Below are 26,760 nucleotides of genomic sequence, written 5' to 3'. Positions count from 1 at the left end.
GAGCCTTCATGCCGCAGCTCGCTGCTCATCAGCTGATCGGAGCCAATTTCAGCTTCCAGCACTTCCCCTTCGATGAGGTCGCCAGGACGATCCGAGGCTTTGGCCTGCGCGAGATCGAGCTGTGGGGGATTGCCCAGCATCTGGACCTGTTCCACGCCACGGACGCACGTGTCGAATCCGTTCGCCGGGTACTCGCCGACAACGAGCTGTCGGCCTGGTGCTTTACGCCTGAGCAGGTGTTGTATCCAATCAACATTGCCTCCGGCGACGCCGCACTGCGCCAGGACAGCATCGAGCGGTTTTGGCGTGCAGCCGACATCTGCGCGGCGCTTGGCGCCCGCTATCTCTTCCTGACGCCCGGCCGGGGCTACGAGAGCGAACCCCGGCAACCGGCATGGGACCGCGCGGTCGGTTCGATCGGCGAGATCGCCCGGCGCGCCGCCGCAAACGGGGTGCGCTGCCTGCTCGAGCCGTTGCAGCGGTTCGAGAGCAACCTCGTCAATAATGCGGCAGGCCTGCGCCAAATGCTGGATGAGGTGGGCGCCGGCAACGTCGATGTCGTGCTCGACACTGTCGCCATGGCCACGGCCGGCGACACCGTGGCCGGCTATGTCGACCTGTTCGGCTCGCGGCTGGCGCATGTTCATCTGGTCGACGGCACGCCAGGCGGGCATCTGGTGTGGGGGGAGGGCACGCTGCCGCTCGACCACTATGTCAGCGAACTCGCGCGCCTCGGCTATGCCGGTAAGTTCACCTTCGAGCCGTTCGGCAACGGCTCCTACGCGCTCGATCCGGTAAAAGCCTGGACACGCTGCCTTGGCGCCATCGCGCCGTATATCGATCGCGCAACGGTGCCGGCATGAGGTCGAAGAAGCTTATCGCGGTCGGGGACAATTGCCTTGATGCCTATTTGACCAACAACTTGATGACGGTGGGCGGCAATGCCTTGAATGTCGCGGCGCAATGGCGGCGCAACGGCTGGTCCGCGCGCTATTTCGGCGCCGTCGGGAACGATCCCGAAGGCGACGTGGTGCTTGCCGAGCTGGCAGGTGCCGGCCTATCCCCCGACGACGTCGAACGGCGTCCCGGCGATACGGCCGTCACCTTGCTGCGCGATGAATCCGGCGACCGGAAGTTCCTGCACGAATCCTTCGGTGTGGGCGAAAACTTCATGCCGCTGCCCGCGCATTATGCGGTCATCGCCGCGGCCGACTGGGTGCATCTCGGCACCAACGCCAACAAGCACCTTGTCCAACGATTGGTGGCGGACCATGTGCCGTTCAGCATCGATCTATCGACCGCCCATATGGCGCTGCCGCTCGATGGTGTCCCGCTTTTGTTTGCGTCCGGACCGGACGATGTCGATGTTCCCATCGAGCCATCGCTGGGCGCGCTCAGGGCGGCCGGCGCAAGGCAGGTAGTTTTGACCTGTGGTCGACGCGGCTCCTACTTCGACGATGGCACGAATGTCGTGCATGCGCCGGCGACGCTTGTCGATGTCGTGGATACGTGTGGCGCCGGCGACAGTTTCATTGCCACTTTCCTCGCCGGCTTCCATTTCGGCGGCCTCGGCGCCCTGGAGGCATTGCACAGGGCGTCGATCGCGGCGGCGCAGACCTGCACCCATCTTGGCGGGTTTCCCCAGAGACCGCGTCCGATACCCGATTGGCTGCCAGCCAAATATGCCAGCTTCATTGTCGATGCGCAGGGAGCCCAAGCGTGAGTACAATTCGTTTGCGGCAGCCTGCGGTCGCGCTTGCATCTGACCGGTCGTTTTGGCTGCAGGACATTGCCGCCGCCCCCGCAACCGAGCCATTGCGAGGCGACGAGCGCGCCGACGTGGTGATCGTCGGTGGCGGCTATACCGGTCTGTGGACGGCGCTGCGGATCCTTGAGCTGGCGCCGCAAACGCGGGTGGTCATCCTTGAAGCCGATCTGTGCGGATCGGGGGCCTCGGGGCGCAACGGCGGTCAGGTCCATTCATGGTTCGCCGAAATCGACCAGATCAGTGCGGTCGTCGGTCTCGAGGAAGCGCGCCTGCTGTGCGCCGACACGGTGGCATCGATCGCTGAGCTGAAGACGCTGCAGCAAAACGGCACCATAGACATGGACCTGAGGCTGGACGGATGGTTGTGGACAGCAAGCTCCATTGCGCAGGAAGGCGCTTGGGAGACCGCCGTGGCCTTGACGGCGGCTGTTGGAGAAAACCGTTTCAGCCCGCTGACAGCCGAGGACATTCAACGCCGCACCGGTTCATCGGCCTCCTATGTCGGCGTGGTCGAGACCACTGCCGGCACGGTCCATCCCGCCAAACTTGCCATCGGATTGCGCAAGTTGGCACTGGCACGCAGCGTCATCATCCATGAGCGCAGCCCGGTCCTCGCCATCGAACCCGGCATGACATGCACGGTGCGCACGGCGCATGGCGCGGTACGGGCTGACAAAATCGTGCTTGCCGCCAACGCCTGGCTTTCCGCGCTGCCGGAACTGCGGCGGCATCTTTATGTGGTCGGCAGCGAGGTGATTGCCACTGCCGCCGTTCCCGAACTGCTCGACAGCATCGGCTGGCGCGACGGTGCCTCGATCTGCGATTCCCAGGCCCAGGTGCTCTACTACCAGCGCACCATCGGGGGCAGGGTGGTCTTCGGTCGTGGCAGCGGCAACGTCGCCTTCAGTGGAAATTTCGGCGCCAGCTTCAACCGCAGCCCGGAGCACGGTCGCGACAATATGCGAGAGCTGCATCGGGTCTACCCCTCGCTGCGCGGTGTGGCGATCGAATATGACTGGTCGGGGCCGATCGACTGCGTGCCTGAACACGTTCCTGTCTTCGACCACCTGCGCGATCATCCCAATATCTTCTACGGCATGGGATTTAACGGCACCGGCATCGCGCAGACGCCGATAGCCGGACGCATTCTGGCGAGCCTGGTGCTCGAGCGAAAGGATCGCTGGAGCGAAAGTGGTCTGGTCGGCATCGAGCGGCGCATGTCGCTGCCGCCCGAGCCTTTGCGTTATCTCGGCGCCAGGCTTGTCCGCGCCGCGGTGCGCCGCAAGAACGAGGCCGAGATCCGCAACCGCAAGGCCGGCAGGATCAGCAGTCTTCTGGCGGCCCTGAAGCCAGGCAGGCGCAAGAAGTAGCCGGGCATTTGGCTCATCGTCATGCTCTTCAAACCATGAGCCAGCACGTGCCGTCCCAATGACGGTGGACGCGGCATTGCGATCAGGGTGCTTGCTGGGTTGATCGACGTACATTCTTAAAGCGGAGTGCGTCGACCTTGTCCTAACGTATTCATGTGGGCCGTACCGCCGTCACGCCTATGCTTGGCGCACTTGCGGCTTTCCATTTGAGGGCGGGCCAACGGATCCGCGTGCAATGATGGCGGTCGGCAAAACGAGCCTTTCCGCCGGGCGGGAATCTCCCTTCAATCGTCGGATGAGCAATTCCGCGACGCTCTTGCCAAGCGCGTAGACGGGCTGGTCGATAACAGTGATGGGCGGCGTGGTGACGCTCGTCCAGTCCGCATCATGGAAAGTGATGAGCGAAATGTCGTCGGGAACCCGCAGGCCGCGCTCGCGGGTCACCTTGAAGATCTCCAGCGCAATGACGCTGTCGGAGGCGAGGATCGCCGTCGGCCGATCCGGCGCCGACAGCATCTCGCCGGCAACCCTGCGCGTTTCGGTGGGGCTTGTGGCGCCAAGGCGGACATAGCGTTCTGGCCGATCAAGTCCGGCCTCTCGGCACACGGTGAGGAAACCGTCGATGCGCTCACGGACCGACGAGGTGTAGATCTGCCCGAGATCCCGGTACTCGTGCCCTTCGGCGTCGACCGCGGTTACATAGGCGATGTTGCGGTGGCCGGCATCCGCTAGAAAGCGGGTCGCCAGCATGGCGATGCCGCGATCGTCGGTCGTGACCGTATCGACATCCAGATCTGCCAGCGCCCTATCCAGCAGGGCAAGCGGTCGGCCCGAGCGGTGGATATCGCGCAGGTGCGCGATGTCGCGCGATTCCGACGGCGTGACGATCAGCCCGTCGACGCGCTTGCCGATGAGCAGTTTCACGGCCGCCTTTTCCGCCTCGATCTTCTCGCCGGAATTGGCCAGGATGACGTTGAACCCGGCTGCCTTTGCCGCGTCGCTGATGCCGCGTACCGCGAGGCTGAAGAACGGGTTCTCGATGTCGCCGACAACCACGCCGATGATGCCGGAGCGGCCGGTCGTCATGCTGCGGGCCAACTCGTTCGCACGATAGTCCAAGGCCTTGGCCGCAGCCGTGACTTCCGCGCGGATCATGTCGCTGACGACGCCGTATCCGCCGAGCACGCGCGCGGCTGTCGCTTTCGAAACATTGGCCGCGCGGGCGACGTCGCTGACCGTTATCGACGGGGTCTTGGGGGCGGTTCTTTTCATCGGATGACGACTACAAGAGTTGTTGACGGGAGGTCAACGTGGCGATAACGATTAACAAAGAGACCGGTCTCACGCAATATGAGACCGGTCTCTTTAAAAGGAGTGGAGCCGAGAGGCGTGACGGACCGTGATTTCGGCAAGGGCATGTCGGCGCGCCAGATGGCGGCTCGACGCAAATACCAAGAAGAACAGACCTTCAGAGTGGAGAAAGACATGAGCAGGAAAGAAATTCTCAAGTCGTTGATGTGCCCGGTCAGAACCGGCGCAATGGCTCTTATGGCGATGTGCGTCGGCGCTGGGCTGGTTTCAGGAGCGGCCGCCGCGGATGACAATCCCTATGGCCTCATTGATGCGAAGGTCATCAGCGTCGGGACCATGGGCGATGCCAAACCCTACGCTTTCACCCAGGCCGATGGGTCGTTCACCGGCTTCGACATCGAATTGTTCCGCAACGTCGCGAGCCGCCTTGGATTCAAGCCCGACCAGGTGATCTTCACCGGCCAGGAATTCTCGGCGCTGATGCCTTCCGTTGCAAACGAGCGCTTCGATGTCGCGGTCGCGGCAATCGGCACGACGGAAGCACGCAAAAAGACCGTCGACTTTTCCGACGGGTATATCGCAGGCTATCTGTCCGTGCTTACTGCCGACAAGGCGATCACGTCGGCGGACGGGCTCAAGGGCAAACGTCTCGGCGTCGTGCAAGGCACGCTCCAAGAAATCTACGCGGCGAAGAATTTTGTCGGAACCGATCTCGTCAAATTCCCCGACAACAACTCCGCCGTTTCGGCGCTTAACAACGGAACCGTGGATGCCCACTTCCTCGATTACGAGGCTGCCAAGGACTATGGCGTTCGCTATCCGAACCTGAAGATCGCGGTCAATATTCCTTCCTTTGACGCGCCGGCCGGCTTCGTCCTGCGCAAGGGCAACGACAAGCTCCGCAATGCGCTGAACACCGCCCTTCACGCGGCCATGCAGGACGGCACCTGGAAAACGCTTTATGAAAAGTGGTTCCCCGGCTCGCCGATGCCCGACCAGTATCTTCCCAAGAAGTAGACCGTACCCGGCCGCTGGCTCTCATGCCGGCGGCCGGATTACGCCGCCGTCCTTGATGCGGACGATGTGAATAGCGCAACCGAAAGGGGGGCGAATGAACTGGCTCGAAAACCTGCGGCGCAGTTTCCTCGACTGGCAGGCCATGGCGGACGTGCTGCCCAGCATGATCACCATCGGATTGAAGAACACGTTGATCCTCGCCGCCGCGTCGACGGTGCTGGGTGTCATTCTTGGCATGATCCTGGCGGTCATGGGCATCTCGCAATCGCGCTGGCTGCGCATTCCGGCGCGGGTCTACACGGATATATTCCGTGGGCTGCCGGCGATCGTCACCATCCTGCTGATAGGCCAGGGCTTTGCCCGCATCGGCCGTGAAATCTTCGGCCCTTCGCCCTTTCCGCTCGGCATTCTTGCGCTGAGCCTGATCGCCGGCGCCTATATCGGCGAAATCTTCCGCTCGGGCATCCAGAGCGTCGAGCGCGGGCAGATGGAGGCCTGCAGGGCGCTCAGCATGAGCTACGGCCAAGGCATGCGCCTGATCGTGATCCCGCAAGGCATCCGCCGCGTCTTGCCGGCCCTCGTCAACCAGTTCATCGGCAACGTCAAGGATTCAAGCCTTGTCTACTTCCTCGGTCTGCTCGCCTCGGAGCGCGAGATCTTCCGTGTCGGTCAGGACCAGGCAGTGGTCACCGGAAACCTCTCGCCATTGCTTCTGGCCGGCGTGTTCTATCTCGTCATCACCGTGCCGTTGACCCATGTGGTCAACTACATCGACAACTCGCTGCGGGTCGGAAAGCAAAAGGCCGGCCTCGTCATCAGCGGCCTGGCCGAAGTGAGCGAACTGGAGGGCGCCACCGGCAGTGCACCTTCGGAGGCCGGCTCTGATGCCGGCTCAGCGCTGCCCCGCTTCAAGGGCGGCAGTCTCGCCATCACCGGTCTCGACATGGCCTATGGCGACCTCGATGTTCTCAAAGGCGTCAGCCTGGCAGTCAAGCCTGGCACGGTCACATGCGTGATTGGCCCATCAGGTTCGGGCAAGTCGACCCTGCTGCGCTGCCTCAACCGCCTGGTCGAGCCCAAGGGCGGTGAGGTGTTGCTCGATGGTGCGAGCATCCTGGCGATGAAGCCTGAAAAACTGCGCCGGCGTGTCGGCATGGTTTTCCAGCAGTTCAATCTGTTTCCCGACCACACCGCGCTCGAAAACGTCATGCTGTCGCTGACCAAGGTAAAGGGGCTCCCTGTACAGGAAGCTGAGCGCATCGCCGAGGCGCGCCTTGCCGACGTCGGGCTTGCGACCCGCAAACACCATCGTCCAGGGAGCCTTTCCGGTGGCCAGCAGCAGCGTGTGGCAATCGCTCGTGCATTGGCGATGGACCCGGAGGTCATCTTGTTCGATGAGGTAACAAGCGCACTCGATCCCGAACTGGTGAAGGGCGTGCTCAACCTCATGGCGGATCTCGGCCGGCGCGGCATGACAATGGTCGTGGTGACACATGAAATGGGCTTCGCCCGCAAGGTCGCCGATCAGGTCGTCTTCATGGATGAAGGCCGCATCATCGAGGCCGGCACGCCTGCCGCTATTTTCGACTCGCCGAAAAGCCCACGTCTGAAGCACTTCCTTGCCGAAGTGCTTTGATCACGCATGAGCCCTTCAAGACGGCCGCCCAAACCAACCTCCACCAGTGAAAGATATCTCATGGCTGCATCACATCAGGTTTCCAAGGTCGTTGTTGTCGGCGGCGGCATTTTTGGCGTCTCCTCGGCCGTTCATCTTGCAAGGCTCGGCATCGAGACCGTGCTGGTCAATGATGGACCGCTCGCCAAGGGAGCTTCCGGCCGCTCGCTCGCCTGGATCAATTCGGCGCGCAGGCGCTCGGCTGAATATCATCGCCTGCGCATGATCGGTATCGACCGCTACCGCAGTTTGTCGGCGCGATGCCCGGATGCCGCCTGGCTGCGTTTCGACGGTGGCCTGACGTGGGATGCGGACGATGCCTCAAACGAGATCGCCGATGTCTTCGCTCACGAAAAACGTCTCGGCTATGATGCGCAGCATCTGTCCGCGGACGCCACAAGGTTGGTCACGCCGGGTGTCTGCGCAAGCGCTGTCACGCCTCAAGGCGCGATCTTCAACCCGGGCGAGGGCTGGGTCGACCTGCCGTCGCTGATCGAGATATTGATCGCGGAATTCGTGGAGCGGGGCGGCCAGGTGCTCACCGAGGCCGGAAGGGCTACCGTCACCGTCGCCAACGGCCGCGCCACCGGCGTCACCACCACCAGCGGGGTCAGCTTCGCCGCCAACGCGGTGCTTCTGGCGACCGGTGCGGATGTGCCGCGAATGGTTGCCGTGGCCGGTCAGCGTATTGCCGATGGGACACCAATCGCGCTGCTGGTCAGGACCAAGCCAGTCGACTTGCCTCTACGCGCCGTGCTCAACACGCCGCGCGTCGCCATCCGGCCGACGCCTGATGGCGCCCTCGCGCTCGATTCTGCCTGGTCGGAAAAAGAGGTGGTAGTCAATCCGGACGGGACTTATCGCGTAAAAGCATCGACCATCCAGGGGCTTCTCGACGAAGCGTCGAATGTTCTCGACGGTCATCCGAAATTGGAATTGGAGAGCTACGGTGTCGGGCCCAAGCCGATCCCCGGAGACGGCGAGCCGGTCTTCGGCCAGTTGCGGGAGATCGAGGGGTATTACGTCGCCTTCAGCCACAGCGGCGCAACACTTGGCTTGATTGCCGGCGAACTGCTTGCAACCGAGATCGCCACCGGAACAGAGCACCCACTCCTTGCAAGCTTTCGACCGTCTCGATTTTCACTTTAGCCTGCCAATTCGCCTCGGAATGGGATGTAATGTGGCATGCCTGGAGTTTCGCTAGCCGAGACGGCGGCCGCCTGGCCGCTTACGCGCACCTGACAAGCGAATATGTTCCGGAACATTTTCTCCACGTTGAAGTTGGACAGCGCCAGGACCGTCGTTCGTCCAAGCTCAACCAGCGCTGAGAAATTCCATGACCAACCAACACCCCAAGACTAAACAGCCCACGGACAAGGATCTGCGAGACAACCCGGGAATCGGCACCTCGAAGGGCGCGGCCAAGGGCGGCGATATGCTCGACGAGAACGATGCTCTCGATGGGGACAATACGTTCGAAGGCGATGTCGAGAACGATGTCACGCCTCAGGGCGGCATCAATCCTGACCAGACCGGACGCACGAACAAGTAGGAGGCGCCTTGCCATGGCCGGCCGGAAGACCCACGAGCAGCAGCTGCGCATCATCGAAAAGCGCGAGAACACCAGCAATGCCGGCGACGATTTCAATGCCGAGGATGAGCTGAAGAGAACCAAGCAGGAGCGCGAGGCGCGGCAAGACGGCGCCAAGCTACGCGACGAGGGCGTGGAATTGACCGACAAGGATGATCGCCAGATGATCCGCGGCGAAAACCAGGAGAGCGAGCACCACAAGCGCAGGCAGGACGGCTAAGCCTGTCGTCTTTAAGGCTATCGAGGAGCCATGCCAGACTACCGGCACGCCAGGCACCGCACGGTCGAGGCGCACATCGCCCGCCGCGGTGTGCGCGACGAACGAGTCCTTTCGCCACTGAGGCGGAATCCCGCGCGAGAAATCGTCGACGAGGGGGTGCGAGGAGTTCGCCTATGGGGACGGTCCGGGCGGCGTTGCGCTCTGGCTATAGGGACCTGCGAAGACGCGACCTGAACATCGGCCAGCTCTGCCGCGAGAGCTTTTGGCGATCAGACAGCCTCGGCCACTACATGCAATCCTCGGCCTCGCAGCAGTTCGATGCCTTCGTCTGTTCGATCGCACCTCGCCTGTTCAGCCGCTGACTGCCGAACAGCGCCTCATCGGGTGGTACTGAGACCTCTGCCTTCGGCACCTGAATAGGCGGCCTTGCCTTCGGGCACGGAACATCTCACCGACTTTCTGGTTAGGCAGGCCGGATGAAGGGAGCTTTGCGCATGGCCACTAATTTGGAAGACGGCAAGACCGCTCAATCTTCCGACGACTTGCATGGCGGCAATCGCGGCGGCGACAAGGACCAGCGTAAGACTGACAAGACCGCGAACAAGAGCAGCCAGGCGGCGGGATCCGCATCGCGGTAGGACTGAGACATGCCGACCGCCGCGGACATCCTCATCGAGACGCTGATCGACTGGAACGTCGATATCATCTTTGGCCTGCCGGGCGACGGCATCAATGGCATCATGGAGGCGCTGCGCAGGCGGCAGGACCGCATCCGCTTCATTCAGGTGCGACACGAGGAATCCGCGGCGTTCATGGCGTGCGCCTACTCAAAATGGACAGGCAAGCTCGGTGTCTGCCTCGCAACTTCCGGCCCTGGCGGCACACACCTCCTGACGGGCCTCTACGATGCCAAGCTCGACCAAGCGCCGGTGCTCGCCATTACCGGCATGCAGTTCCACGACCTCATCGAGACCTTCACCCAGCAGGATGTCGACTTGACGCGCGTCTTCAGCGATGTCGCCGTCTTCAACGCGCAGGTCTCCGACGCGGCGCATATGGAAAGCCTGGCCGGTCTCGCCTGCAGGTCGGCGCTGGCAAGTCGCGGCGTTGCGCATCTGTCGATCGCCAGCGATGTGCAGGAGCACACGCTCGACCAAGCCAAGCGCTCGAAGCGCAACAAACCGTCGCATACGCCGGATCGTTGGTTCGAAGGAAGCAGGCTTCCCGACGAAGAACAACTTGCGAAAGCCGCCGAGATCCTGAGCGGGGCGACAAAGGTCGCGATCCTCGCCGGTCGGGGCGCGCTTGGTGCCAGGCACGAGTTGGAAGAGACGGCGGAGCTGCTTGGTGCCCCCGTCGCAAAGGCCTTGCTCGGTAAGGCTGCCTTGCCCGACGATCACCCGCTGACGACTGGCGGCATCGGGATTCTCGGCACGCTGCCGTCGCAGGAAATCATGGAGGAATGTGACGCGCTGCTCGTCGTCGGCTCGACCTTTCCCTACATCGAATACTACCCGAAGCCGGGACAGGCGCGCGGGGTGCAGATCGAGCGCGACCCGCAGCGCATCGGCCTGCGCTATCCCATTGAGGCCGGCCTTGCCGGCGATGCCGCCGTGACGCTGCGATTGCTGAACAAGCGCCTGAAGCGCAAGGATGATCGCAGCTTCCTCGAGAAGGCGCAGGCGGGCATGCGACGCTGGCGCGAGATGATGGCGCAGTCGGAGCAAAAGGCCGCCACTTCGCTCAAGCCCCAGGTGGTCACACGCGCATTTGGGAAACGATTGCCCGATGAGGCGATCCTGGTTGCCGATTCCGGCCAGAACACCGAGATGGCGGCCCGCCATATCGAACTGCGTGACGGGCAGGCCTTCGGCGTCTCGGGTGCGCTGGCCTCGATGGCATGCGGACTGCCCTACGCGATCGCCGCGGGCCTGGCCTTTCCCGGCCGGCCGGTCTTCGCGGTCGTCGGCGACGGCGGTCTCGCGATGCAGCTCGGAGAGTTCTCGACGGCAGTTCGGCACCGGATCCCACTCAAGGTGCTCGTGCTCAAGAACGGCATGCTCAATCAGATCGCCTGGGAGCAGATGATGTTTCTCGGCAACCCGCAATTCGCCTGCGAACTCCGGCCCATCGACTTCGCCATGGCCGCCGAAGCCATGGGCGGCATCGGCTACAGCGTCTCTCTCGCCGAGGAGGTGGAAGGTGTTCTCGACGCTGCCCTAGCTGCTGAGGGTCCGGTGGTCATCGAGGCCGTGGTCGATCCGTTCGAACCGATGATGCCACCGAAGATGCCACCGGATTATGCGAGAAATTTCCGCAAGGCGCTACCGGATACCCCCGGACGAGTGGAAATCGAGGCGAATGTGGCGCAAGAGCCGCTGAGGTCGATGATTACCGCCGGCGAGAAAGACTGACGACACGCAAGAAGGAGCACGAGTTGAACAAGACCGACAGCGGCACCGCAAATCGCGGTTCGCCGGACCTCATGGGCGGCGACCAAGCGTGCAAGGCCGAGGAATGGGGCGGTGGCTCGAAAGCCGCCAAGGGACCGATCACGGAACCGGATCGACACAACCGCAACTCCAGCCAAAAAAGGAGCTGACATGCAGGATGCCCAGCAGAAATATCCTCAGCCGCCGCTTCCCGAACAGCAGCAGGACATGCCCGGCTATACCGACGAGATGGATCCACGGCCCGACCACGGAGAGGAGAGCTATCGCGGCAGCGGTAAGCTGACGGACCGCGTCGCGCTGATCACCGGCGCGGACTCGGGCATCGGCCGGGCGGTGGCTATCGCGTTTGCACGCGAAGGCGCCGACGTCATGATCTCCTATCTTGAAGAGGACGAAGATGCGCAGGAGACGGCGCGCTTGGTCGAGGAAGCGGGGCGCAAGGCGGTGCTCGCACCCGGCGACATCTCGGACGAAATCTTCGCGCGGTCGCTTGTGCAGCGAGCTATCGATGAATGCGGGCGCCTGGACATCCTCGTCAACAATGCAGCCCACCAGGCGTCGTTCGAGAAGCTGGAGGACATCAGCGCGGAGGAATGGGATCTCACCTTTCGCACCAATGTCTATGCGATGTTCTATCTGTCCCAGGAAGCAGTGAAGCACATGGAACCCGGCTCGACCATCATCAACACATCCTCAATCAACGCGACCAGTCCCTCGCCGGCACTGCTTGCCTACGCCACTACCAAAGGAGCGATCGCCAACTTCACCGCCGGACTTGCAGGACTGGTAGCTGAACGCGGCATTCGGGTAAACGCGGTCGCTCCCGGGCCGATTTGGACGCCGCTGATCCCGTCGACAATGCCCTCTGAGAAGGTCAAGGAGTTCGGGAAGAACACACCGCTCAAGCGTCCCGGGCAACCGGCAGAGCTTGCAGCGACCTATGTGCTGCTTGCCTCGGAAGGATCGAGCTACACCACCGGCGCACTCTACGAGGTCACCGGTGGACGGCCGATGCTTTGAGCGAGCGTACCTGCCAGCTCCACGGCGCCCACTCCCCGTAGCACACCGACATGTGGCGAGGTTCATGCCGATCAGGATCGCGGACAACCGCCACGTCCGCAAACTGGTCGAGGCGCATGCCGAAGCCTCCCACCAGGCCCTGAGCCGGAGGTTGGTAGACGGGAAGCTGACTTCATTCCGGGTTCACCGGAGCGTCAGGTTTCGGGGGGGCAAACGCTGGGTGAATGTCCCTGATAGGCGCATTGCAGCCATGCCGCCGTCGCGTTGTGAGACTGATTTGGCGGCCAGCAAAACAGCAGCCTCTACGACTCGTCCCTCTCATCGCGCAAATTAGACACAACGCGGCGGTTCTGCGACCTGCAGGCGGAGTCGGGGCAGTCGCGGACGAGCCTGTCCTTGCCGTAGCCCTTGGCCCACATGCGGTTCCGGTCTATGCCGCCGGCGGCGAGGTAGTCCATCACCGCATCGGCGCGCTGCTGCGACAGCGCCGTTTCACTTGCGCCGGGATCGTCGGCGAAACCCTGCAGCTTGAGCAGCCAGCGCGGATGCTTTGTCAACCAGGCGATCTGGGTGTCGAGGGTGGCCTTGGCGACCGAATCGAGCGCGGCCGAACCTTTCGTGAAATAGGTGCGGCGGCCGACATTGAGGATAAAATCCTCCTCGCTTCCCGGCTGCACGTTCTGGAAGCCGGCAATCTCGGCGTTGGTGACGTCAGGCGTGGACGGGGCCAGCGTGTTGCTGGTCGAGCAGGATGCGGCCACAACCAGCAGGCCGGCTGCGAGCAGCCGGCACGTGTTTTCAATCATGCGGTTCATGATGCGCCAATCATTCGACAGTGGTGGAAGCGGGCGCCTGGTCGGCGATGTGCGGCAGGACCTCCACCGCGGTGCCGATCGGGCACCGCTGGTAGAGGTCGATGATGTCTTCGGGGAACATGCGGATGCAGCCGCTGGAAGCGTCGGTGCCGATGCTCCATGGCTCCAGCGTGCCATGCAGGCGGTAGCCGATGTCGGCGCCGTCGCGGTACAGATAGAGCGCGCGCGGCCCGAGCGGATTGTTGGACGCGCCGCCTGCGATCATGGGCGGTAAGTCCGGTTTGCGCTCACGCATTTCGGGGGGCGGGACCCATTGCGGCCACAGCGCGCGGCGATCGATCGTCGCGCGGCCGTACCATTTGAAGCCTTCCTTGCCTACGCCGACGCCGTAGCGGATGGCAGTCTTGTTTTCCATGATGAGGTAGAGGAAGTGGTGGCGGGTATCGACCACGACGGTGCCGACCGGCTCGCTGCTGAAATACTTGACGATCTGGCGATGCCATCTCTTGTCGATCTTGGCGAAGTTGGTCTTGCGATAGACGAAATCGTTATCGCTTGCGGTACCGGCGAAAAAGGATTTTGCCGCCGCGGCTTGAACAATATTGCCGGTTCCACCGACCGCGACCAGCGCCAGACCGCCGAGCACGACACCCCTGCGTGATAAAACCATCGGCAATCCCCCATGCCTTAAGCCTGGCGAACCATAGTTGAGAATGATTTCGGCTCAAAGTGGAAAAATGCTGCAGTGGGTGGGCCGCAAGCGGTCTGTCCTCTTGACGGCAAAATAGCGGCTGCCCGCCGGCTCACGCCGGCGGGTTTTTTTGCGCGGACGGGAACATCCTCGCTCCAAGGGTGTTCTGTGACACCCGGCTCGTTCTTCATCGGTCGTGCCGGTGACCAAGATGTCCCCTCATTCATCATGGTCGGCCCGCGCAGCCTTGACCGCACGCGCGGGCCATCCCATCACAAGGCCCGCTGGCTCAAGCTGGCGGGTTTTTCCGCGTCCATGCGCCGACACTCATCTTCGCATGCCTGTCACAACGAGCCAGGCGGATTCCAGTATCCGCACGCGGCGAGGAGGACTTGCGACATGCCTCGCTGCGGGATTTTCGCGATGAGTCTACCTGGCTCCCGCTGAACGCCATGGCCTGACCACCGGGCGCGTTGGACGACCTTCAAGTCGAAAAAGCCCGCGGCAATCGCACCTTAGGCGAAGAGGCTTTGCTTTGTTGATGCAGTTGTCATCGCATCAATCGTGGGTAGCAACGCGGTTGTTGCGTGTTGTTGGAGAGATGGGGTTTCCCGAAAAGAATGAACATGCGCAGACAAAAGAAGCGAGCAGGATGGCCGTGAGTACATCTGCCAAATATCTATTACCTCATATGCGTCGCTCCTCGGAAGGCGATCCCGCCACCCTCTCGACAGTGAAGATGGCGGGATCTCAACCGGCGACAAGGGACTTCGATCGACGGTGGGTTTCCAATTCGGCGTCCGGCTGCGTGTTCCGCCGTTCGGGCTTCTTCCAACCGCAATCAGACGCAAGTCCTATCCCATAAGACTGATGGCCAAATTCGGAACATCCGCTGAAGCATTGCGTTCGGCAGCGTGAAACCCCAAGGCAAAGGATGACTAATATGTCGAATTGCGAGACTGCAAAATCACATTCGTTAGGAAATCGCGTGGCTGATCTCACAGCCAAGATGCGTGAAGCGCAGATTGACGCGGGTGAAATGATGGCCTTCCACAAGGTTGCAACTATGTTGGAGGACAGCCAAGGACGTATCAATGGCGACGACTTGATCGCCGCATCCTTCGTTCTGCTGGGAGGACCGGGCGCCCGAGTGACCCTGCGTGGTCGGCTTCGATCGTTCCTCGATCAGCAATGCGAAGCCTTTTTTGTCATGGCTGGCGTCTCACGGGACTGCGGGAATAGCTCAAGCCTAGAGGGTGCTGACTAGGGCCGCCGGGCGCCTAACAGCCAAGAGTCACCGCTTCGGGATCGGCCGCCACGCGCCCGCTTTGTCCGAGGGAGGGCCCTTTGAAGACAGCTACGGCGTGTCCTCGCTATCAGTGCCATGCATGCTGGAGCCATGCATGAAGGACTGGATCTCGTTCACATCGATCTTGCCATCACCATTCTCGTCAATGCTACTGAACATCCTGCCCACCGCGCGTTTAACCTCGTCCTCGGACACCGATCCGTCGCCATCGGTGTCCAACAGACCGAACATCAGTCGCATGCCGGCACCGCGCATCATCTGATGATGCCAGCGTCCAGCCATTCTGTGTCCACGATCGCGGCCACCGTGGTTCTGCCAACGGTCGCCATCTTCATCGTGGCGGTCAGCATCCTCGTTGCGATCGCCTTGATAGTTGCGACTATCTTCCTCGCGGAAACCCTCTTCGGAACCGCGATCCTGCTGCAGTCGCTCACGGACAGCTTGCTCAACCATCTGGCGGATCATTTCGCGTGTTGGTCCATCCGCTTGTCCGGTCGCATCCGGCAACTGTCCGGCGGCCGGCGGTTCGGTTGCCGGAGCGGGTGCAGGTGTCGAGGGTGATGGTGTTCCGCTTGTCTGGGCGAGCGCGGGGGAGGTCAGGGCAATGAAAACGGCGGCCGCGGCCGTCGTGCTGTGTGGAAATCTCATGGCATGCTCCATCAGTGCCTTCGCTTGGAAGGCCAAACTGGAGCTCGATCTGATTGTTCCCCGAAGGGGATCAGGTCACGGCGAAGTTACAGGGCATGCCCCCCGTCTGAGGTAGATCAGGGTCTTCGTCAGGGAATAATTTCGGCTCTTCTTCCCTAGGCACAAGAGGAAGCCGGCGCCCATTTTTGCGGGCAATGAACGTTGGACATTCGGCCTCGCCAATTTTCTGCCAGTCGATCATACCGACGCACCAATTCCCTCTGCGTCCTCTCCTTTCGTGGGACGGAAGCCGTTTCGACCGCAAGCCGTCAATAGCGAATCCCGCGTCCATATGCTGCGCGGCCATAATGCATATTTTTTATGTCACGGACCTCTGTCCGTCTGGACACCATGTTAGCCAGCGCTAAATCAGAGCAATGCGACGCCTACTGCTGGGACTTACAGTTTTTCTCTTTTGGACCACGTTGCTTCAGGCCGAGGCGTGGCAGCCCTTCGGCGTCCGACAGCTTGGCTTTAGTTTCGATATTCCTCCGAATTTCGTCCTGACCCAGAATTCGGAGCAGGGCGCGGCTTTTCAGGGCCCAAGAGACGCGTTTCTGGTCGTTTGGGGCGCGCGACTGGGCAAAGCAAGTTTTCGCGCCGAGATTGAACATCGCATGATCGAGGACGAAAAGGCCGGTTGGCGACTGACCTATCGGCGCATAGCCCCGAAATGGGCCAGCTACTCCGGGGTCAAGAATGGTGAGATTCGCTATGTCCGTGCAATTATGGTCTGCAACGAGCGTGCCGCGCTTTTCACAATGAATTATCGGAAATCCGAAAAGAAACCGTATGATTCTGTTGTTGTGCGCATGGTCCGGTCCCTGAGAGCGGAAGGATGTTAGCCAGCAAAGAGCGAGGTTGCCGTACTTTGCTTCCCTCGGCTAAGGGCCCAGTGGTCAACCCGGCTCCCCGATAGCCCCGCCCAGTCACATGAAAGCAGGCACCGGCAGATATGCGGCCGAACGTTCTCACGCTGGCTCAGCCGCTCAAAGCCCATCACCGAAAAGCTGCTTAGTGCGGTCGCCAAGCTAGAGCTACCACTGAGCCATTCCCGCTGCGGCTGGGTAGCGCCTCAGTTCCGTACGCGTTCATACCAAGAATGGGCGGGGCGAACGTCCTGATAGAGCTACGGCTGTAGAAGCGCGCCGCCAAACTGCGCCCACAAGCGCTCGCACTCTCTCGCCCTTAGGCTCGGGGTACCGGGCGCGCCATAGAAGACCATGGCGCCGCGAATGTCGTATCCAAGCACCGAGGCGTTGGCCACGAACTGGATGGCTCTTCCCAAGCTGGTGATGCCGATGTCGACCTCAGCTTTGTTGGTGAGGTCGACCACGCCTACTATTTCCGCATTGGCGCTCCTGCCCGCCAAAACGGCCGTCGACATCGCATCATGCACGGCAAGAAGCATTTCGGTGAGTTGCCCGGTGGAAGGGCTCTACAAACGCTTAAACGTCAGGTTTGTTCCCAACTGGCCTTGGCGGCTTTCCGACGACCAAGAATGCGACTGCGATTACGCTCAATAGAATCACTGCGAACAGGATTGCCATGATTTCCGCGCACTGTATCGGATCACTCCGCGGCGAAGAAAACCCCGCAACATATCTCAGATAGCGGCGGGTGTTCGGCTGTAAGAACCAAACTGGGTCCCGCGGCCTCTCATGTGCGCGTAGTTGACATCGTCTGCTGGACCGAACGGTCAAGCCGAAGAGCCCAGTTCCTCTCGGCATCGAGCAGTTCATTCTGCCCAATCAAGCCGTTCATAAACAGCTTGAGTATGTGCGCGGCTATGCGCTCTCCGTTCTGCGAAGCAAGAGGTAGGGCGCGCTCTTTGCAGACCGTGTGACAAACCTGGGCGAGCATCTCAATGTCGCTTGGCCCCAAAAACCGACCCGGATACAACATACCGTTTTCCTGTTGGAGAGTTGGAATGGCTATCCATTACGCAGGGTCACCGGCAGCCACAATCAACTATGATAGTGAGATGTCGAGCCCGGTGGAAAAAACAGTGAGGTCCCAAAAGCGGTCGCGCTTGTCTCCGATTGACAGATGCCTCGACGCTACACCGACCAGCGCTACCGCACCCGCTTCATCGACGCGGCTTTGCAAAGGCCTACGACCAGTTCGCTACCAGCTGCCGGACCGCCCAGGCGAGCATGCCGCCGGCCATTACCGAAAGCGCGATGTCGTGGATGAGGCAGCCTTTTCCGTATACATCCAGTTGTTACGCTGCGCATCTGCTTCGGTTCGAAAACTCGCCGCGAGCCTGGCGTGCTCGCGTGTCCGGGCCGAAAACGCCTTCACAGCCCACATGTTGATAACGACATCGATGAGGCTGCCGCCGACCTCGTTGGCATAGGATGCTTCCCGGCAAGGGCATCGACCAATGCCCCGGGGCCGACCAGCACGAACCTGCGGGGGCTTTCCCGGAACAAAGCGTCGACGATCCGGTTCGGCAGGGAAGCGGCCAAAATTCATGCCATCGGACATGCCGAGGCAGATGACAGATGAAAGGGAAGCTGAAGATGACGAAGTCTCGCGACCGCACCGTTCCCGGCGACGGCAAGATCGAAACCGGCCCGAACACATCTCCGCAACAGGATCCGGCAGAGGGGTCGCGCGAGACAATCGATCGCGAACTCGAGCGGACAGACGACGATAATAATTCCGACGAAGCGGAACGCTTGCGCCGAGACCTGCGGAAAGGGGTGGCGGAAGAGACCGAGCTTCCCGAACGCGGCTCGGCCTGAGGATCGCCGGAACCTTGCCAAGGCAAGAGACATGGAAGGCTCGACGCCGGTCGGATCGCTGCTTGCTTCGTGCCTTTAACGCACCGGCCACACAACCCATGCGCGGCGGTGACCCAGGAGACGGCGAGAACGGCCGCGCGACGGTCCACTCTGTTCCAGCAAACTCGGCTCGCCGAGAGCTACCACCTCTGGCGTTAGGGCCTGACGAGATGCCACCTGTCCAGGTCGCATGGCGCCAGGGTTCGGAAATCTCTATCAGGCTGTGCCGGCCTCCTGGCTGCGCTGCGAGCGGGCACGGTCGCGGGCTGCGGCAGTGCCTCCGGGAAAGCCGCTTCGATCGCTGTAATCGCGTGGCTTGGTCCCGCTCCGAGAGTGGCGCGCGGTCACGCTTTTCGCACCGATGATGTCGAGCAATGTGATGCCGGCGACCATCGCAAGCGCAAGGCCCACATTATCGCGCTTTGGGTTGCCATGCCGATACGCTGTCAGCAATGTCGCGATCGCCGCCGAGCTGAGGCTCAGCGAGCATACGGTCAAGCGTCATGTNTCTTCCTTGCCGCGCATGCCGAGCGCGCCGGCAATCCGCTCGGCGCTAACCAGCTCGGCGACGCCAAGCGCGATGCTGAACCAGCCGAGCTTGCGGGCAAGGCCATCGGAGGCCGCGACCGCACTCTGCCCAGTCTTCAGCACTTTGGGATCGCCAGGCGATCGGGTGATGTTGGTAAGTTTGGCAATCACGTTCATGACGATTTCCCTACGGTTTCAGTACAACCTTGATGCAGCTGTCCTGCTTGTCGCGAAACACCTTGTACATCTCGGGTCCCTGCTCGAGCCCCACGGTATGGGTGATGACGAAGGATGGGTCGATCTGGCCATCTTCGATGCGGCGCAACAGATCCTCGGTCCAACGGTTGACATGGGTCTGCCCCATTCGGAAGGTGAGCCCCTTGTTCATTGCCTGTCCCATCGGAATCTTGTCGACCAGCCCGCTGTAGACGCCGGGGATCGAGATCACGCCGGCCGGCCGGCAGACATAGATCATCTCACGCAAAACGTGCGGTCGATCATTTTCCATCAGCATCAACTGCTTTGCGCGATCGTAGACGGTATCGGGCTGGGCCAGCGAGACGTGGCTTTCCATGCCGACGCAATCGATGCACTTCTCCGGGCCCTTTCCGCCGGTGAGTTCCCGCAGTCGTTCGACGACACTTTCCTCGGCGAAATTGATGGCGATGGCGCCGCCGGCCGCGGCCATGGAAAGCCGCTCCGGCAGGCAATCGATCGCCACCACCTGTTTCGCGCCGAGCAGCAGGGCGCTGCGTATGGCCATCTGCCCGACTGGGCCGCAGCCCCACACCGCAACCGTATCGGTGGGCTCAATGTCGCACTGTGCCGCCGCCTGCCATCCGGTAGGAAAAATATCGCCGAGGAAGAGAACCTGCTCGTCGGTAAGGCTGTCAGGCACCTTTACGTGCGTGGCATCGGCGAACGGCACACGCATGTATTCCGCCTGTCCCCCGGGATAGCCGCCGGTCAAATGAGTGTAGCCGAACAGACCCGCGGTGGTGTGCCCGAACACCTTGTCACCGAGATTCTTCTTGCGGTTTGTGCGTTCGCAAACCGAAAAGTTCTGTCGCTTGCACTGGTCGCACTCACCGCAGATTATGGTGAACGGCACGACGATGCGGTCTCCCTCCTTCAGAGCGCCGTTGACGCCCTTGCCGACCTCGACGACCTCTCCCATCATCTCGTGGCCCATGATGTCGCCGGGCAGCATGGCTGGCACATAGTTGTGGTAGAGGTGAAGGTCGGAGCCGCATATGGCACAACTCGTCACCTTGATGATCGCGTCACGTTCATCCTCAATTTCCGGATCCGAAACCTGATCGCAGCGTATGTCTTCCTTGCCGTGCCAGACCAACGCTCGCATAGCTTGCTCCTATTTTCGCAAGATCTGTGGGTAGGGACCTCGCGCCTGTCCTAAGCGGGCCGATGCCTGGTTGGATCGACTGTGCCGCTGCTTGTCGAACCACAGGGGCGGACCGATGTTCCGGGAGCTCGAGAGAATTTTTGGGCCATTCCAGACCCGCACCTTGGAAGGATCTGTCGCGGGCACCAGCGGCCTTCGCGGGCGCGTCGGGGCACGAACCGCCGGAGCCCGAGCCACGAATGGACGTACTCAAGTGTACCAAAGAAGGTCCGTCCGCAGGTGTCCCTTCGCGGCGATCGACACCTCATCTGCTCGATTCTCGCGGCCATAACCGGCATTCTCTTCCTCGCCCTCACAGGTCGGCCGAGGCGCTCAAGGGTCAGCGCTGTGACCGGAGCAGGTAGGAGATGCCGCTCACCGGCGGGCGCGCAGCCCGACCGACGCGATCGACATGAGGTGGATGGGCGCCATCGCGACGGCGGCTCTAGCGGAGTATTTCGCAGAAATACAATGATTAGCGGGCAGGGCGGACTGCTAGCCGTGCGCAGCGATGAACATGGCGACGGCCGACCGGCAATAGGATTCGATTTCGTTGTCGTCCGCTGCTCTCGCGTCATCGAAGCGTGCGATAATCAGGAGATCGGATCCTTTGAAAAGCGCGGCAAACAAGCGGGCGGACCGGAGAGGATCGGGCACGTTCAGAACCGCCTTCGCGTGCAACTGACGCAACAGGGCCTCGATTTGGGCGATGACATTGGCGGGGCCGGCTTCGTAATGGAGCTTGCTTAAGGACTTTGGATTCGTCTGGTCGGCCATGACCATGGCTTCGACATTGCGGACATCTGATCTCAACAGCGTGCGAAGTAGGGATGATCCCACCGCCATGAGCTGATCCTCGACCGAACCGCCGACGCCTTCAAGAAGGGCCTGTGGTGCAAACAACTGATGGCAGCCGGACGCGATGGCCGCGCTGAACAGCGCCTCCTTGTTCTCGAAGTGCCGATAGATGCTGAGTTTAGATATCTTCGCCCGCTGGGCGACCTTGTCCAATGTGGTCGCTTGAAAACCCAATTCCACAAAGAGTTCGGACGCAGCGTCGAGTATCGTTTGGCCAAGCGCCTCGTTGGCGGGTCGGCCGCGCCGGCCCTGGCTATTTTCGGTCACGACAATTCCAGTCCTTGACAGTATCCTAATTCTTGGATTACGATACCATGTAGTTTCTGAAATGCGCAAGCCGATGGGTAGGTTTGGTCCAACCAGCCCCTCATCCACAACACGGAGCCCATCATGGATGACGTCATCATCATCGGCGGCAGCTTTGCCGGTCTCGCCGGTGCCCTGCAACTCGGCCGTGCCCGCCGTAAGGTCACCGTTCTCGATACCGGCCTGCCGCGCAACCGCTTCGCCGGCCACTCGCATGGCCTGCTCGGCCACGATCACAAGCCACCGCTGGACATCCTGGCCGAGGCGCGGCGGCAGCTGGCGCGCTATCCCACGATCAAGCTGGTCAATGCCCGGGCCGACAGCCTCTCCGGGGCCATCGACGATTTCTCCGTCCTCACTGGCGATGGCGGAAGCCTCGGCGCGCGCCGGCTGATCCTGAGCTATGGCGTCGCCGACCAGATGCCTGATGTTCCGGGCTTTGCCGAAGGTTGGGGCACGTCCATCGTGCCCTGCCCCTATTGCGACGGCTTTGAAGTCGCCGGCCAGCATTGGGGCCTCGTCTGGTCCGGCCCACAGTCGATGAATCAGGTCAGGCTGTTCCACGATTGGACCGACAGGTTGACGGTCTTCGCTGATGGTCACGACATTTCGCCCGATATCCGGGCCGGTCTGGCGCGCCGCAACATACCTGTCGTCGACGGCCGGATCAGCGAGATCGCCCATCATGGGGGGCATAACGCCACCGTCAAGCTCGATACCGGCCCCAAGGTCGCGGTCGACATCCTGTTCGCGCATTCGCGCAACAAGCCGTCCGCAAGCCTGCATGAATCACTGTGCCTCGCCACGGTCGATACGCCCCTCGGCGTAATCCTCAAGGTCGACGAGCGCCGCGAAACCAGCATGCCCGGCATCTACGCCGCGGGCGACCTCGCCAACCCCCTCACGCCGCCATCGGTCACCCTGGCAATATCGCACGGCGCGATGGCGGGCATCTTCGCCCAGCAGTCGATGCTGGTGTGAGAGCGCAGATTCCCTTCTCCGGGGTGCCGCGGGCTATCATATTCTGAGGTTGCGGGCCGGTGTTGCGGAACGTCGGCCCGCTCTCCCCTGAAGGGCGTCTTTGGCCGGCCAGCCTTGAGAACTCAACTGGGCTGCCTGCATGACGGCGATCGCCGACGTCGGTTATCAAGCTCAATCACGCTGGAAAGCATGAACCACGTCGACGTCGACATCGCCGGCGGGCTTACGGTATGGCGACCGGTGGCGGAAGATTTGCCACCGCTGTCGGCACCTCGATGCTGCGACGCTACTTTGAAGAACGGTCGCGCCCAGCAGCGCTTCTGGCGGAAGTCTCAGGCGGCCACGACGCGGGCCAGCAGTGACGCGGCCTCGGTACCAGCCAAGCCAAGGTCACGGACGCTGCTCATGTGATTGGCCCCACCAAGGGTGGTGCGCGAAACAGTCAGTCCCTGTGTGTCAAGGTGGTCCGTGAAGAGTGCGGCCTGGCTGTGGAACGGCGGCGTTTCATCGGCGCCGACCGAGATATCTACGCCCACGGATGGATCGAAACTGTGGTCGATCGGCGAGAATCGGCGGGCCTCCTCGTCGGTGATCGCGATCTCCGCGGCAAGGAACGACATCTGCAATGGCTTCAGGTCGTAAAGGCCGCCAAGCAGCAGCGCAGCTTTGATGCCGAAAGGCCGCTCGTCACCGTCGAAAAGCATTGTTGCCAGATGCGCACCGGCGGAATGACCGCTAACGGTCAGCAGGCCGGGATTGCCGCCATGGTGTGCGACATTGTCAAATACCCATCGCTTGGCGCGACGCACCTGGTCGACGATCCTGGCCATCCTGACGGTAGGCATCAGCGCGTAGTCGACAATGACCGCGATCGCACCTGCGTTCGTAACGGTCTCGGCGACGTAGGAATAGTCGCGCTTGGAGAACATGCGCCAATAGCCCCCGTGGATGAACATGTGCACCGGCAGGCGGTCCCGTTTGCCCTCGGGAAAGAACAGATCCATGGTTTCGGTGGCGTCAGCCCCGTAGGCGACATCGGCGACCATGGGAACGTTCGCCCTGGTCTCCTCGCTTCTGCGAACGATCTCGGCGACGATGTCGTCGAACTCGACCACATGATCGCGAATGCGAAACGGATCTTTGGCGGGATGTCCGCTCACAGGGTCACGGCGATGTACTTCGCCTCCATGAACTCGGCAACGCCATGCTTCTGGCCGCCTTCGCGGCCCAGCCCGCTCTGCTTGACACCGCCGAAAGGCGCCGCCGGATCCGACATCAGGCCGCGGTTGAGCGCGATCATGCCGGACTCGATCTTCGATGCCACGCGCATCCCCCAGGCCAGGTCGCGCGTATAGATGTAGGCAGCGAGGCCGTATTCGGTGTCATTGGCTTTGGCGATGACATCCGCCTCGCTGTCGAAGCGCATGATCGGCGCCACCGGACCGAATATCTCCTCGTGGAGCATGGCGGCGTCGGCCGGCACGTCCTTGAGCACCGTTGGCGGATAGAAAAAGCCTCTGCCTTCAGATACGCCGCCGCCACACAGGATTTTGGCGCCGCGGGCAACGGCGTCCTGCACAAGCCGGTCGATCTTGTGCACAGCCTTCCTGGTGATCATCGGCCCGCATTCTGTGTCTGAGTCTGTGCCCGGGCCCAGGTTGAGTGCCGCCATGCGTTTGGTCAAGCCTTCCGCGAAAGCATCATGGATGCCGGCCTGGACGTAAAGCCGGTTGGCGGCCGTGCAGGCTTCGCCGGCGTTGCGCATCTTGGCAACCATCGCACCGTCGAGGGCTGCTTCCAGGTCGGCGTCGTCGAAGACGATGAAGGGTGCGTTGCCGCCAAGCTCCATGGAACAGGAAATGACGTGCTTTGCGGCTTCGGCCAGCAGCACGCGGCCGACGCCGGTCGAGCCGGTGAAGGACAGCTTTCGCACGCGCGGATCGGCCAGCATGGCCGCCGTCACCGGTCCGGGGGTCGAGGTCGTCAGGACGTTGACGACGCCGGGCGGCACGCCGGCTTCCTCGTAGAGCGCCGCAAGCGCATAGGCCGTCAGCGGTGTCTCGCTGGCGGGCTTCAGGACCACCGTACAGCCGGCCGCCAGCGCCGGAGCGATTTTACGTGTCGCCATGGCGGCTGGGAAATTCCATGGCGTGATGAGCACGCAAATGCCGATGGGCTGGTAGTCGACAATGATCCGGTTCGCGCCCGAGGGCGCAAGGCCGAACTCGCCGTTGATGCGGACCGCTTCCTCGGCGTTCCAGCGAAAGAACTCCGCCGCATAGGCGACTTCGCCGCGCGCATCGCGCAGCGCCTTGCCGTTCTCCAGCGAGATCAGCGCGGCCAACGTCTCCGCCCGTTCCGTCATCAGTTCGAAGCAGCGTCGCAGGATTTCCGATCGCCTGCGTGGCGGGGTCTCGCGCCAGCCGGCCGCCGCCTTCGCGGCAGCGTCGACGGCGGCGGCGGCATCAGTGAGTGTTGCATCGGGAACCGCAGCGATCACGGCTTCAGTCGAGGGATCGACCACTTCGATCACGCGGCCCTCCGATGAGGGCCGCCAGCGTCCGCCAATGTAGAGACCGTGCGAGACCGTGGCGTAGTCGAACATATCTTGATCCTCGTCGGATATGCCTGCGGCGATGTTCATTTTGGATGAGCTCCTGGTCGATCACATCGTGGTGGCGGACATGTCGCCGTCATAAGCAGCCCTGACCAGCTGTCGCATCGCGGTAAGGTCGAACGGGCGGGGATTGTTCTTGATCAACCGGTCGATGCCCAGCGCCTGCTCAGCCGTCCAGTCGATCTTGTCTTCGGGAAGACCCAGTTCGGCCAATGTCGGTGTGATGCCGATGGCGCCAAACAGCCGGCTCACCTCACGGATGGTGGCGTGCGCCAAGGCATCGGCGTCGCCGCCGCCCTGATGGGAAAGGCCGAGAGCAGTGCCGACTTCCGCAATCTCCGCGGCTGCTGCGGCCAGATTGTAGGTCATCACGTAGGGCAGCATCGTGGCCACTCCCAGGCCATGCGGGGTGTGGGTAAGCGCGCCAACGGGATACTGCACCGCATGGGCGGCGGCCGTTCCCGCCGTACCGAAGGCGCAACCGGCGGCCAGCGCTCCCATCATGACGTCGGCGCGCGCATCCTCGTCCGATCCGTCGCGATATGCCTTTTCCAGACTGCGGCCGAGCAGCCTGATGGCCAGAAGCGCGAAATGATCGGTCAGAGCGCTCTTGCCGATGAACACGTGCTGTTGCGGCAAATGAGGGTCGGCGCCGCGTTTGGCCGCTGTGAAGGCCTCGATTGCGTGCGTCAGCGCGTCGGCGCCGGCGATCGCCGTCAAGGACGGTGGACAGGTCACCGTCAGATCCGGATCGCAAAGCGCCACTGCCGCGATGAGATGCGGACTGGCGATACCCACTTTCAGCGTCCGATCCGGGTCGGAGATCACGGCGACGGGGGTCACCTCGGAGCCTGTTCCAGCCGTCGTCGGCACTGCGATCACCGGAAGGGTAGGGCCGGGTACCTTGAACTCGCCATAGTAGTCCTCGAGCTTGCCGCCGTGGCTGAGCAGAAGTGCAGCGCATTTGGCCATGTCGAGGCAACTGCCGCCCCCGATGCCGATCACCATGTCCGGCTTGAAATCCTTCGCCTGCGCAATGCAGGTGGCGACGCTGTCGCGCGGCACATCCGGCAGCGTTCGGTCGAAGACCAGCGCCTCGATCACCGCGTTGTGCAAGCCAGCCAGAATCTCGGCGAACTGCGACGTCGCCGCGAAGCGCTCATCGGTACAGACGAACGCACGCCGTCCATATTTGGCGGCAATGGCAGGCAGGACATGGCGCTGGCCTTTGCCAAATAGAATCTCGCTCGGCAGGCGCGCCGCTGCAAACAAGCTCATGCACAAGATCCTGCGAAGACGGATTGGAAGCCGACAGGCTTGGCTTCGTGCCAGAGGCCGACCTCGGCGCTGCA

The 26,760-nt window shown here is 62.2% G+C and carries 27 protein-coding genes; 17 read left to right on the top strand and 10 right to left on the bottom strand.

The features are described 5' to 3' along the window. The first annotated feature begins 8 nt into the window (after positions 1 to 8). The 3 genes from X728_RS164145 to X728_RS164155 are packed head-to-tail and all read left to right on the top strand — an operon-like array spanning position 9 to position 3,138. Complete coding sequence (locus X728_RS164145) at positions 9 to 863, top strand: sugar phosphate isomerase/epimerase family protein (RefSeq protein WP_023745691.1); 855 nt, start codon at positions 9 to 11, stop codon at positions 861 to 863. Further along, positions 860 to 1,723 carry a PfkB family carbohydrate kinase gene (locus X728_RS164150; RefSeq protein WP_023749047.1) on the top strand — a complete coding sequence of 288 codons (864 nt, stop codon included), beginning with the start codon at positions 860 to 862 and terminating at the stop codon, positions 1,721 to 1,723. The genes X728_RS164145 and X728_RS164150 overlap by 4 nt, the downstream gene beginning before the upstream one ends. Next, positions 1,720 to 3,138, top strand: a complete 1,419-nt coding sequence (locus X728_RS164155; protein ID WP_023830434.1) for an FAD-binding oxidoreductase — start codon at positions 1,720 to 1,722, stop codon at positions 3,136 to 3,138. Before X728_RS164150 ends, X728_RS164155 begins: the two co-directional genes overlap by 4 nt. A gap of 177 nt (positions 3,139 to 3,315) precedes the next feature. On the opposite strand, the gene X728_RS164160 is transcribed toward X728_RS164155, so the two are convergent. Continuing rightward, the gene (locus X728_RS164160; protein ID WP_023830433.1) at positions 3,316 to 4,410 is read right to left on the bottom strand and encodes a LacI family DNA-binding transcriptional regulator; all 1,095 of its coding nucleotides are present in this window, start codon (positions 4,408 to 4,410) and stop codon (positions 3,316 to 3,318) included. Between the two features lie 213 nt (positions 4,411 to 4,623). Here X728_RS164160 and X728_RS164165 point away from each other — a divergent pair, with 213 nt between their 5' ends. From X728_RS164165 to X728_RS164205, 10 genes are all read left to right on the top strand, one after another. Continuing rightward, positions 4,624 to 5,466: an ABC transporter substrate-binding protein gene (locus tag X728_RS164165; RefSeq protein WP_023692311.1), complete on the top strand. Its 843-nt coding sequence runs from the start codon at positions 4,624 to 4,626 to the stop codon at positions 5,464 to 5,466. Positions 5,467 to 5,560: 94 nt separating this feature from the next. Beyond that, on the top strand, positions 5,561 to 7,102 hold the full coding sequence (locus tag X728_RS1000000172010; protein WP_023830432.1) for an amino acid ABC transporter permease/ATP-binding protein: 1,542 nt from the start codon (positions 5,561 to 5,563) through the stop codon (positions 7,100 to 7,102). Positions 7,103 to 7,162: 60 nt separating this feature from the next. Further along, positions 7,163 to 8,290, top strand: a complete 1,128-nt coding sequence (locus X728_RS164175; RefSeq protein ID WP_023830431.1) for an FAD-binding oxidoreductase — start codon at positions 7,163 to 7,165, stop codon at positions 8,288 to 8,290. A gap of 187 nt (positions 8,291 to 8,477) precedes the next feature. Next, on the top strand, positions 8,478 to 8,693 hold the full coding sequence (locus X728_RS164180) for a hypothetical protein (protein ID WP_023830430.1): 216 nt from the start codon (positions 8,478 to 8,480) through the stop codon (positions 8,691 to 8,693). A 13-nt stretch (positions 8,694 to 8,706) separates the two neighbouring features. Continuing rightward, on the top strand, positions 8,707 to 8,952 hold the full coding sequence (locus tag X728_RS164185) for a hypothetical protein (protein WP_023830429.1): 246 nt from the start codon (positions 8,707 to 8,709) through the stop codon (positions 8,950 to 8,952). A 173-nt stretch (positions 8,953 to 9,125) separates the two neighbouring features. Beyond that, complete coding sequence (locus X728_RS1000000170040) at positions 9,126 to 9,314, top strand: hypothetical protein (RefSeq protein ID WP_023707234.1); 189 nt, start codon at positions 9,126 to 9,128, stop codon at positions 9,312 to 9,314. A gap of 132 nt (positions 9,315 to 9,446) precedes the next feature. Then, the gene (locus X728_RS1000000170900; RefSeq protein ID WP_023738314.1) at positions 9,447 to 9,590 is read left to right on the top strand and encodes a hypothetical protein; all 144 of its coding nucleotides are present in this window, start codon (positions 9,447 to 9,449) and stop codon (positions 9,588 to 9,590) included. A gap of 9 nt (positions 9,591 to 9,599) precedes the next feature. After that, the gene (locus X728_RS164195; RefSeq protein ID WP_023830428.1) at positions 9,600 to 11,366 is read left to right on the top strand and encodes a thiamine pyrophosphate-dependent enzyme; all 1,767 of its coding nucleotides are present in this window, start codon (positions 9,600 to 9,602) and stop codon (positions 11,364 to 11,366) included. Positions 11,367 to 11,389: 23 nt separating this feature from the next. After that, the gene (locus X728_RS1000000170895; protein WP_023815135.1) at positions 11,390 to 11,554 is read left to right on the top strand and encodes a hypothetical protein; all 165 of its coding nucleotides are present in this window, start codon (positions 11,390 to 11,392) and stop codon (positions 11,552 to 11,554) included. A gap of 1 nt (position 11,555) precedes the next feature. Continuing rightward, positions 11,556 to 12,425, top strand: coding sequence for an SDR family oxidoreductase (locus tag X728_RS164205; protein WP_023815136.1), 870 nt, complete (start codon positions 11,556 to 11,558; stop codon positions 12,423 to 12,425). A 302-nt stretch (positions 12,426 to 12,727) separates the two neighbouring features. On the opposite strand, the gene X728_RS164210 is transcribed toward X728_RS164205, so the two are convergent. Together X728_RS164210 and X728_RS164215 are read right to left on the bottom strand one after the other, a co-directional pair. Beyond that, entirely contained in the window at positions 12,728 to 13,240 is a 513-nt protein-coding gene (locus X728_RS164210) for an OmpA family protein (RefSeq protein ID WP_023686887.1), read from the bottom strand. A 10-nt stretch (positions 13,241 to 13,250) separates the two neighbouring features. Continuing rightward, positions 13,251 to 13,910, bottom strand: a complete 660-nt coding sequence (locus tag X728_RS164215; RefSeq protein WP_023686888.1) for a L,D-transpeptidase — start codon at positions 13,908 to 13,910, stop codon at positions 13,251 to 13,253. Positions 13,911 to 14,919: 1,009 nt separating this feature from the next. On the opposite strand from X728_RS164215, the gene X728_RS1000000172175 reads away from it, so the two are divergent. Continuing rightward, positions 14,920 to 15,198, top strand: coding sequence for a hypothetical protein (locus tag X728_RS1000000172175; protein WP_348625619.1), 279 nt, complete (start codon positions 14,920 to 14,922; stop codon positions 15,196 to 15,198). Positions 15,199 to 15,288: 90 nt separating this feature from the next. Here X728_RS1000000172175 and X728_RS0133945 read toward each other — a convergent pair whose 3' ends face one another. Then, entirely contained in the window at positions 15,289 to 15,888 is a 600-nt protein-coding gene (locus X728_RS0133945; protein ID WP_031194629.1) for an EF-hand domain-containing protein, read from the bottom strand. A gap of 464 nt (positions 15,889 to 16,352) precedes the next feature. On the opposite strand from X728_RS0133945, the gene X728_RS164220 reads away from it, so the two are divergent. Then, positions 16,353 to 16,772: a hypothetical protein gene (locus X728_RS164220; RefSeq protein WP_245266057.1), complete on the top strand. Its 420-nt coding sequence runs from the start codon at positions 16,353 to 16,355 to the stop codon at positions 16,770 to 16,772. Between the two features lie 284 nt (positions 16,773 to 17,056). Here the strand turns inward: X728_RS164220 and X728_RS164225 are convergent, their stop codons facing one another. Further along, on the bottom strand, positions 17,057 to 17,314 hold the full coding sequence (locus tag X728_RS164225; protein WP_245260390.1) for a hypothetical protein: 258 nt from the start codon (positions 17,312 to 17,314) through the stop codon (positions 17,057 to 17,059). 1,138 nt (positions 17,315 to 18,452) lie between these two features. Here X728_RS164225 and X728_RS164235 point away from each other — a divergent pair. Further along, positions 18,453 to 18,677: a hypothetical protein gene (locus X728_RS164235; protein WP_155922421.1), complete on the top strand. Its 225-nt coding sequence runs from the start codon at positions 18,453 to 18,455 to the stop codon at positions 18,675 to 18,677. 754 nt (positions 18,678 to 19,431) lie between these two features. Here X728_RS164235 and X728_RS164240 read toward each other — a convergent pair. Then, on the bottom strand, positions 19,432 to 20,607 hold the full coding sequence (locus X728_RS164240) for a zinc-dependent alcohol dehydrogenase (RefSeq protein WP_023682758.1): 1,176 nt from the start codon (positions 20,605 to 20,607) through the stop codon (positions 19,432 to 19,434). A gap of 534 nt (positions 20,608 to 21,141) precedes the next feature. Next, a complete protein-coding gene (locus X728_RS164245) occupies positions 21,142 to 21,771 on the bottom strand; it encodes a TetR/AcrR family transcriptional regulator (protein WP_023682757.1) in 630 nt (209 codons plus the stop codon). Positions 21,772 to 21,894: 123 nt separating this feature from the next. Between X728_RS164245 and X728_RS164250 the strand changes: the two genes are divergently transcribed. Further along, a complete protein-coding gene (locus X728_RS164250) occupies positions 21,895 to 22,791 on the top strand; it encodes an NAD(P)/FAD-dependent oxidoreductase (RefSeq protein WP_023830422.1) in 897 nt (298 codons plus the stop codon). A 332-nt stretch (positions 22,792 to 23,123) separates the two neighbouring features. On the opposite strand, the gene X728_RS164255 is transcribed toward X728_RS164250, so the two are convergent. Genes X728_RS164255 through X728_RS164265 form a run of 3 tightly spaced genes read right to left on the bottom strand, consistent with a single transcriptional unit; the run spans position 23,124 to position 26,686 of the window. After that, the gene (locus X728_RS164255; RefSeq protein ID WP_245266056.1) at positions 23,124 to 23,906 is read right to left on the bottom strand and encodes an alpha/beta hydrolase; all 783 of its coding nucleotides are present in this window, start codon (positions 23,904 to 23,906) and stop codon (positions 23,124 to 23,126) included. A 41-nt stretch (positions 23,907 to 23,947) separates the two neighbouring features. Further along, on the bottom strand, positions 23,948 to 25,396 hold the full coding sequence (locus X728_RS164260) for an NAD-dependent succinate-semialdehyde dehydrogenase (protein WP_245261818.1): 1,449 nt from the start codon (positions 25,394 to 25,396) through the stop codon (positions 23,948 to 23,950). A 60-nt stretch (positions 25,397 to 25,456) separates the two neighbouring features. Then, entirely contained in the window at positions 25,457 to 26,686 is a 1,230-nt protein-coding gene (locus X728_RS164265; RefSeq protein ID WP_023682753.1) for an iron-containing alcohol dehydrogenase, read from the bottom strand. Positions 26,687 to 26,760 lie beyond the last annotated feature (74 nt).

The organism is Mesorhizobium sp. L103C119B0 (genome assembly GCF_000502235.1).
Lineage (GTDB): Bacteria > Pseudomonadota > Alphaproteobacteria > Rhizobiales > Rhizobiaceae > Mesorhizobium.
This window is presented reverse-complemented; position numbering and strand designations above follow the sequence as displayed.

Bases quoted from the DNA above. Each gene is read 5' to 3' on its own strand.
- X728_RS164265 (WP_023682753.1), bottom strand. From the start codon at position 26,686: ATGAGCTTGTTTGCAGCGGCGCGCCTGCCGAGCGAGATTCTATTTGGC.
- X728_RS164235 (WP_155922421.1), top strand. From the start codon at position 18,453: ATGACGAAGTCTCGCGACCGCACCGTTCCCGGCGACGGCAAGATCGAA.
- X728_RS164145 (WP_023745691.1), top strand. From the start codon at position 9: ATGCCGCAGCTCGCTGCTCATCAGCTGATCGGAGCCAATTTCAGCTTC.
- X728_RS164165 (WP_023692311.1), top strand. From the start codon at position 4,624: ATGAGCAGGAAAGAAATTCTCAAGTCGTTGATGTGCCCGGTCAGAACC.
- X728_RS164150 (WP_023749047.1), top strand. From the start codon at position 860: ATGAGGTCGAAGAAGCTTATCGCGGTCGGGGACAATTGCCTTGATGCC.
- X728_RS164180 (WP_023830430.1), top strand. From the start codon at position 8,478: ATGACCAACCAACACCCCAAGACTAAACAGCCCACGGACAAGGATCTG.
- X728_RS164185 (WP_023830429.1), top strand. From the start codon at position 8,707: ATGGCCGGCCGGAAGACCCACGAGCAGCAGCTGCGCATCATCGAAAAG.
- X728_RS164160 (WP_023830433.1), bottom strand. From the start codon at position 4,410: ATGAAAAGAACCGCCCCCAAGACCCCGTCGATAACGGTCAGCGACGTC.
- X728_RS1000000170040 (WP_023707234.1), top strand. From the start codon at position 9,126: ATGGGGACGGTCCGGGCGGCGTTGCGCTCTGGCTATAGGGACCTGCGA.
- X728_RS164250 (WP_023830422.1), top strand. From the start codon at position 21,895: ATGGATGACGTCATCATCATCGGCGGCAGCTTTGCCGGTCTCGCCGGT.
- X728_RS0133945 (WP_031194629.1), bottom strand. From the start codon at position 15,888: ATGAGATTTCCACACAGCACGACGGCCGCGGCCGCCGTTTTCATTGCC.
- X728_RS164175 (WP_023830431.1), top strand. From the start codon at position 7,163: ATGGCTGCATCACATCAGGTTTCCAAGGTCGTTGTTGTCGGCGGCGGC.
- X728_RS1000000170900 (WP_023738314.1), top strand. From the start codon at position 9,447: ATGGCCACTAATTTGGAAGACGGCAAGACCGCTCAATCTTCCGACGAC.
- X728_RS164210 (WP_023686887.1), bottom strand. From the start codon at position 13,240: ATGAACCGCATGATTGAAAACACGTGCCGGCTGCTCGCAGCCGGCCTG.
- X728_RS164225 (WP_245260390.1), bottom strand. From the start codon at position 17,314: ATGTCGACGGCCGTTTTGGCGGGCAGGAGCGCCAATGCGGAAATAGTA.
- X728_RS164240 (WP_023682758.1), bottom strand. From the start codon at position 20,607: ATGCGAGCGTTGGTCTGGCACGGCAAGGAAGACATACGCTGCGATCAG.
- X728_RS164260 (WP_245261818.1), bottom strand. From the start codon at position 25,396: ATGTTCGACTACGCCACGGTCTCGCACGGTCTCTACATTGGCGGACGC.
- X728_RS164195 (WP_023830428.1), top strand. From the start codon at position 9,600: ATGCCGACCGCCGCGGACATCCTCATCGAGACGCTGATCGACTGGAAC.
- X728_RS164215 (WP_023686888.1), bottom strand. From the start codon at position 13,910: ATGGTTTTATCACGCAGGGGTGTCGTGCTCGGCGGTCTGGCGCTGGTC.
- X728_RS164205 (WP_023815136.1), top strand. From the start codon at position 11,556: ATGCAGGATGCCCAGCAGAAATATCCTCAGCCGCCGCTTCCCGAACAG.
- X728_RS1000000172010 (WP_023830432.1), top strand. From the start codon at position 5,561: ATGAACTGGCTCGAAAACCTGCGGCGCAGTTTCCTCGACTGGCAGGCC.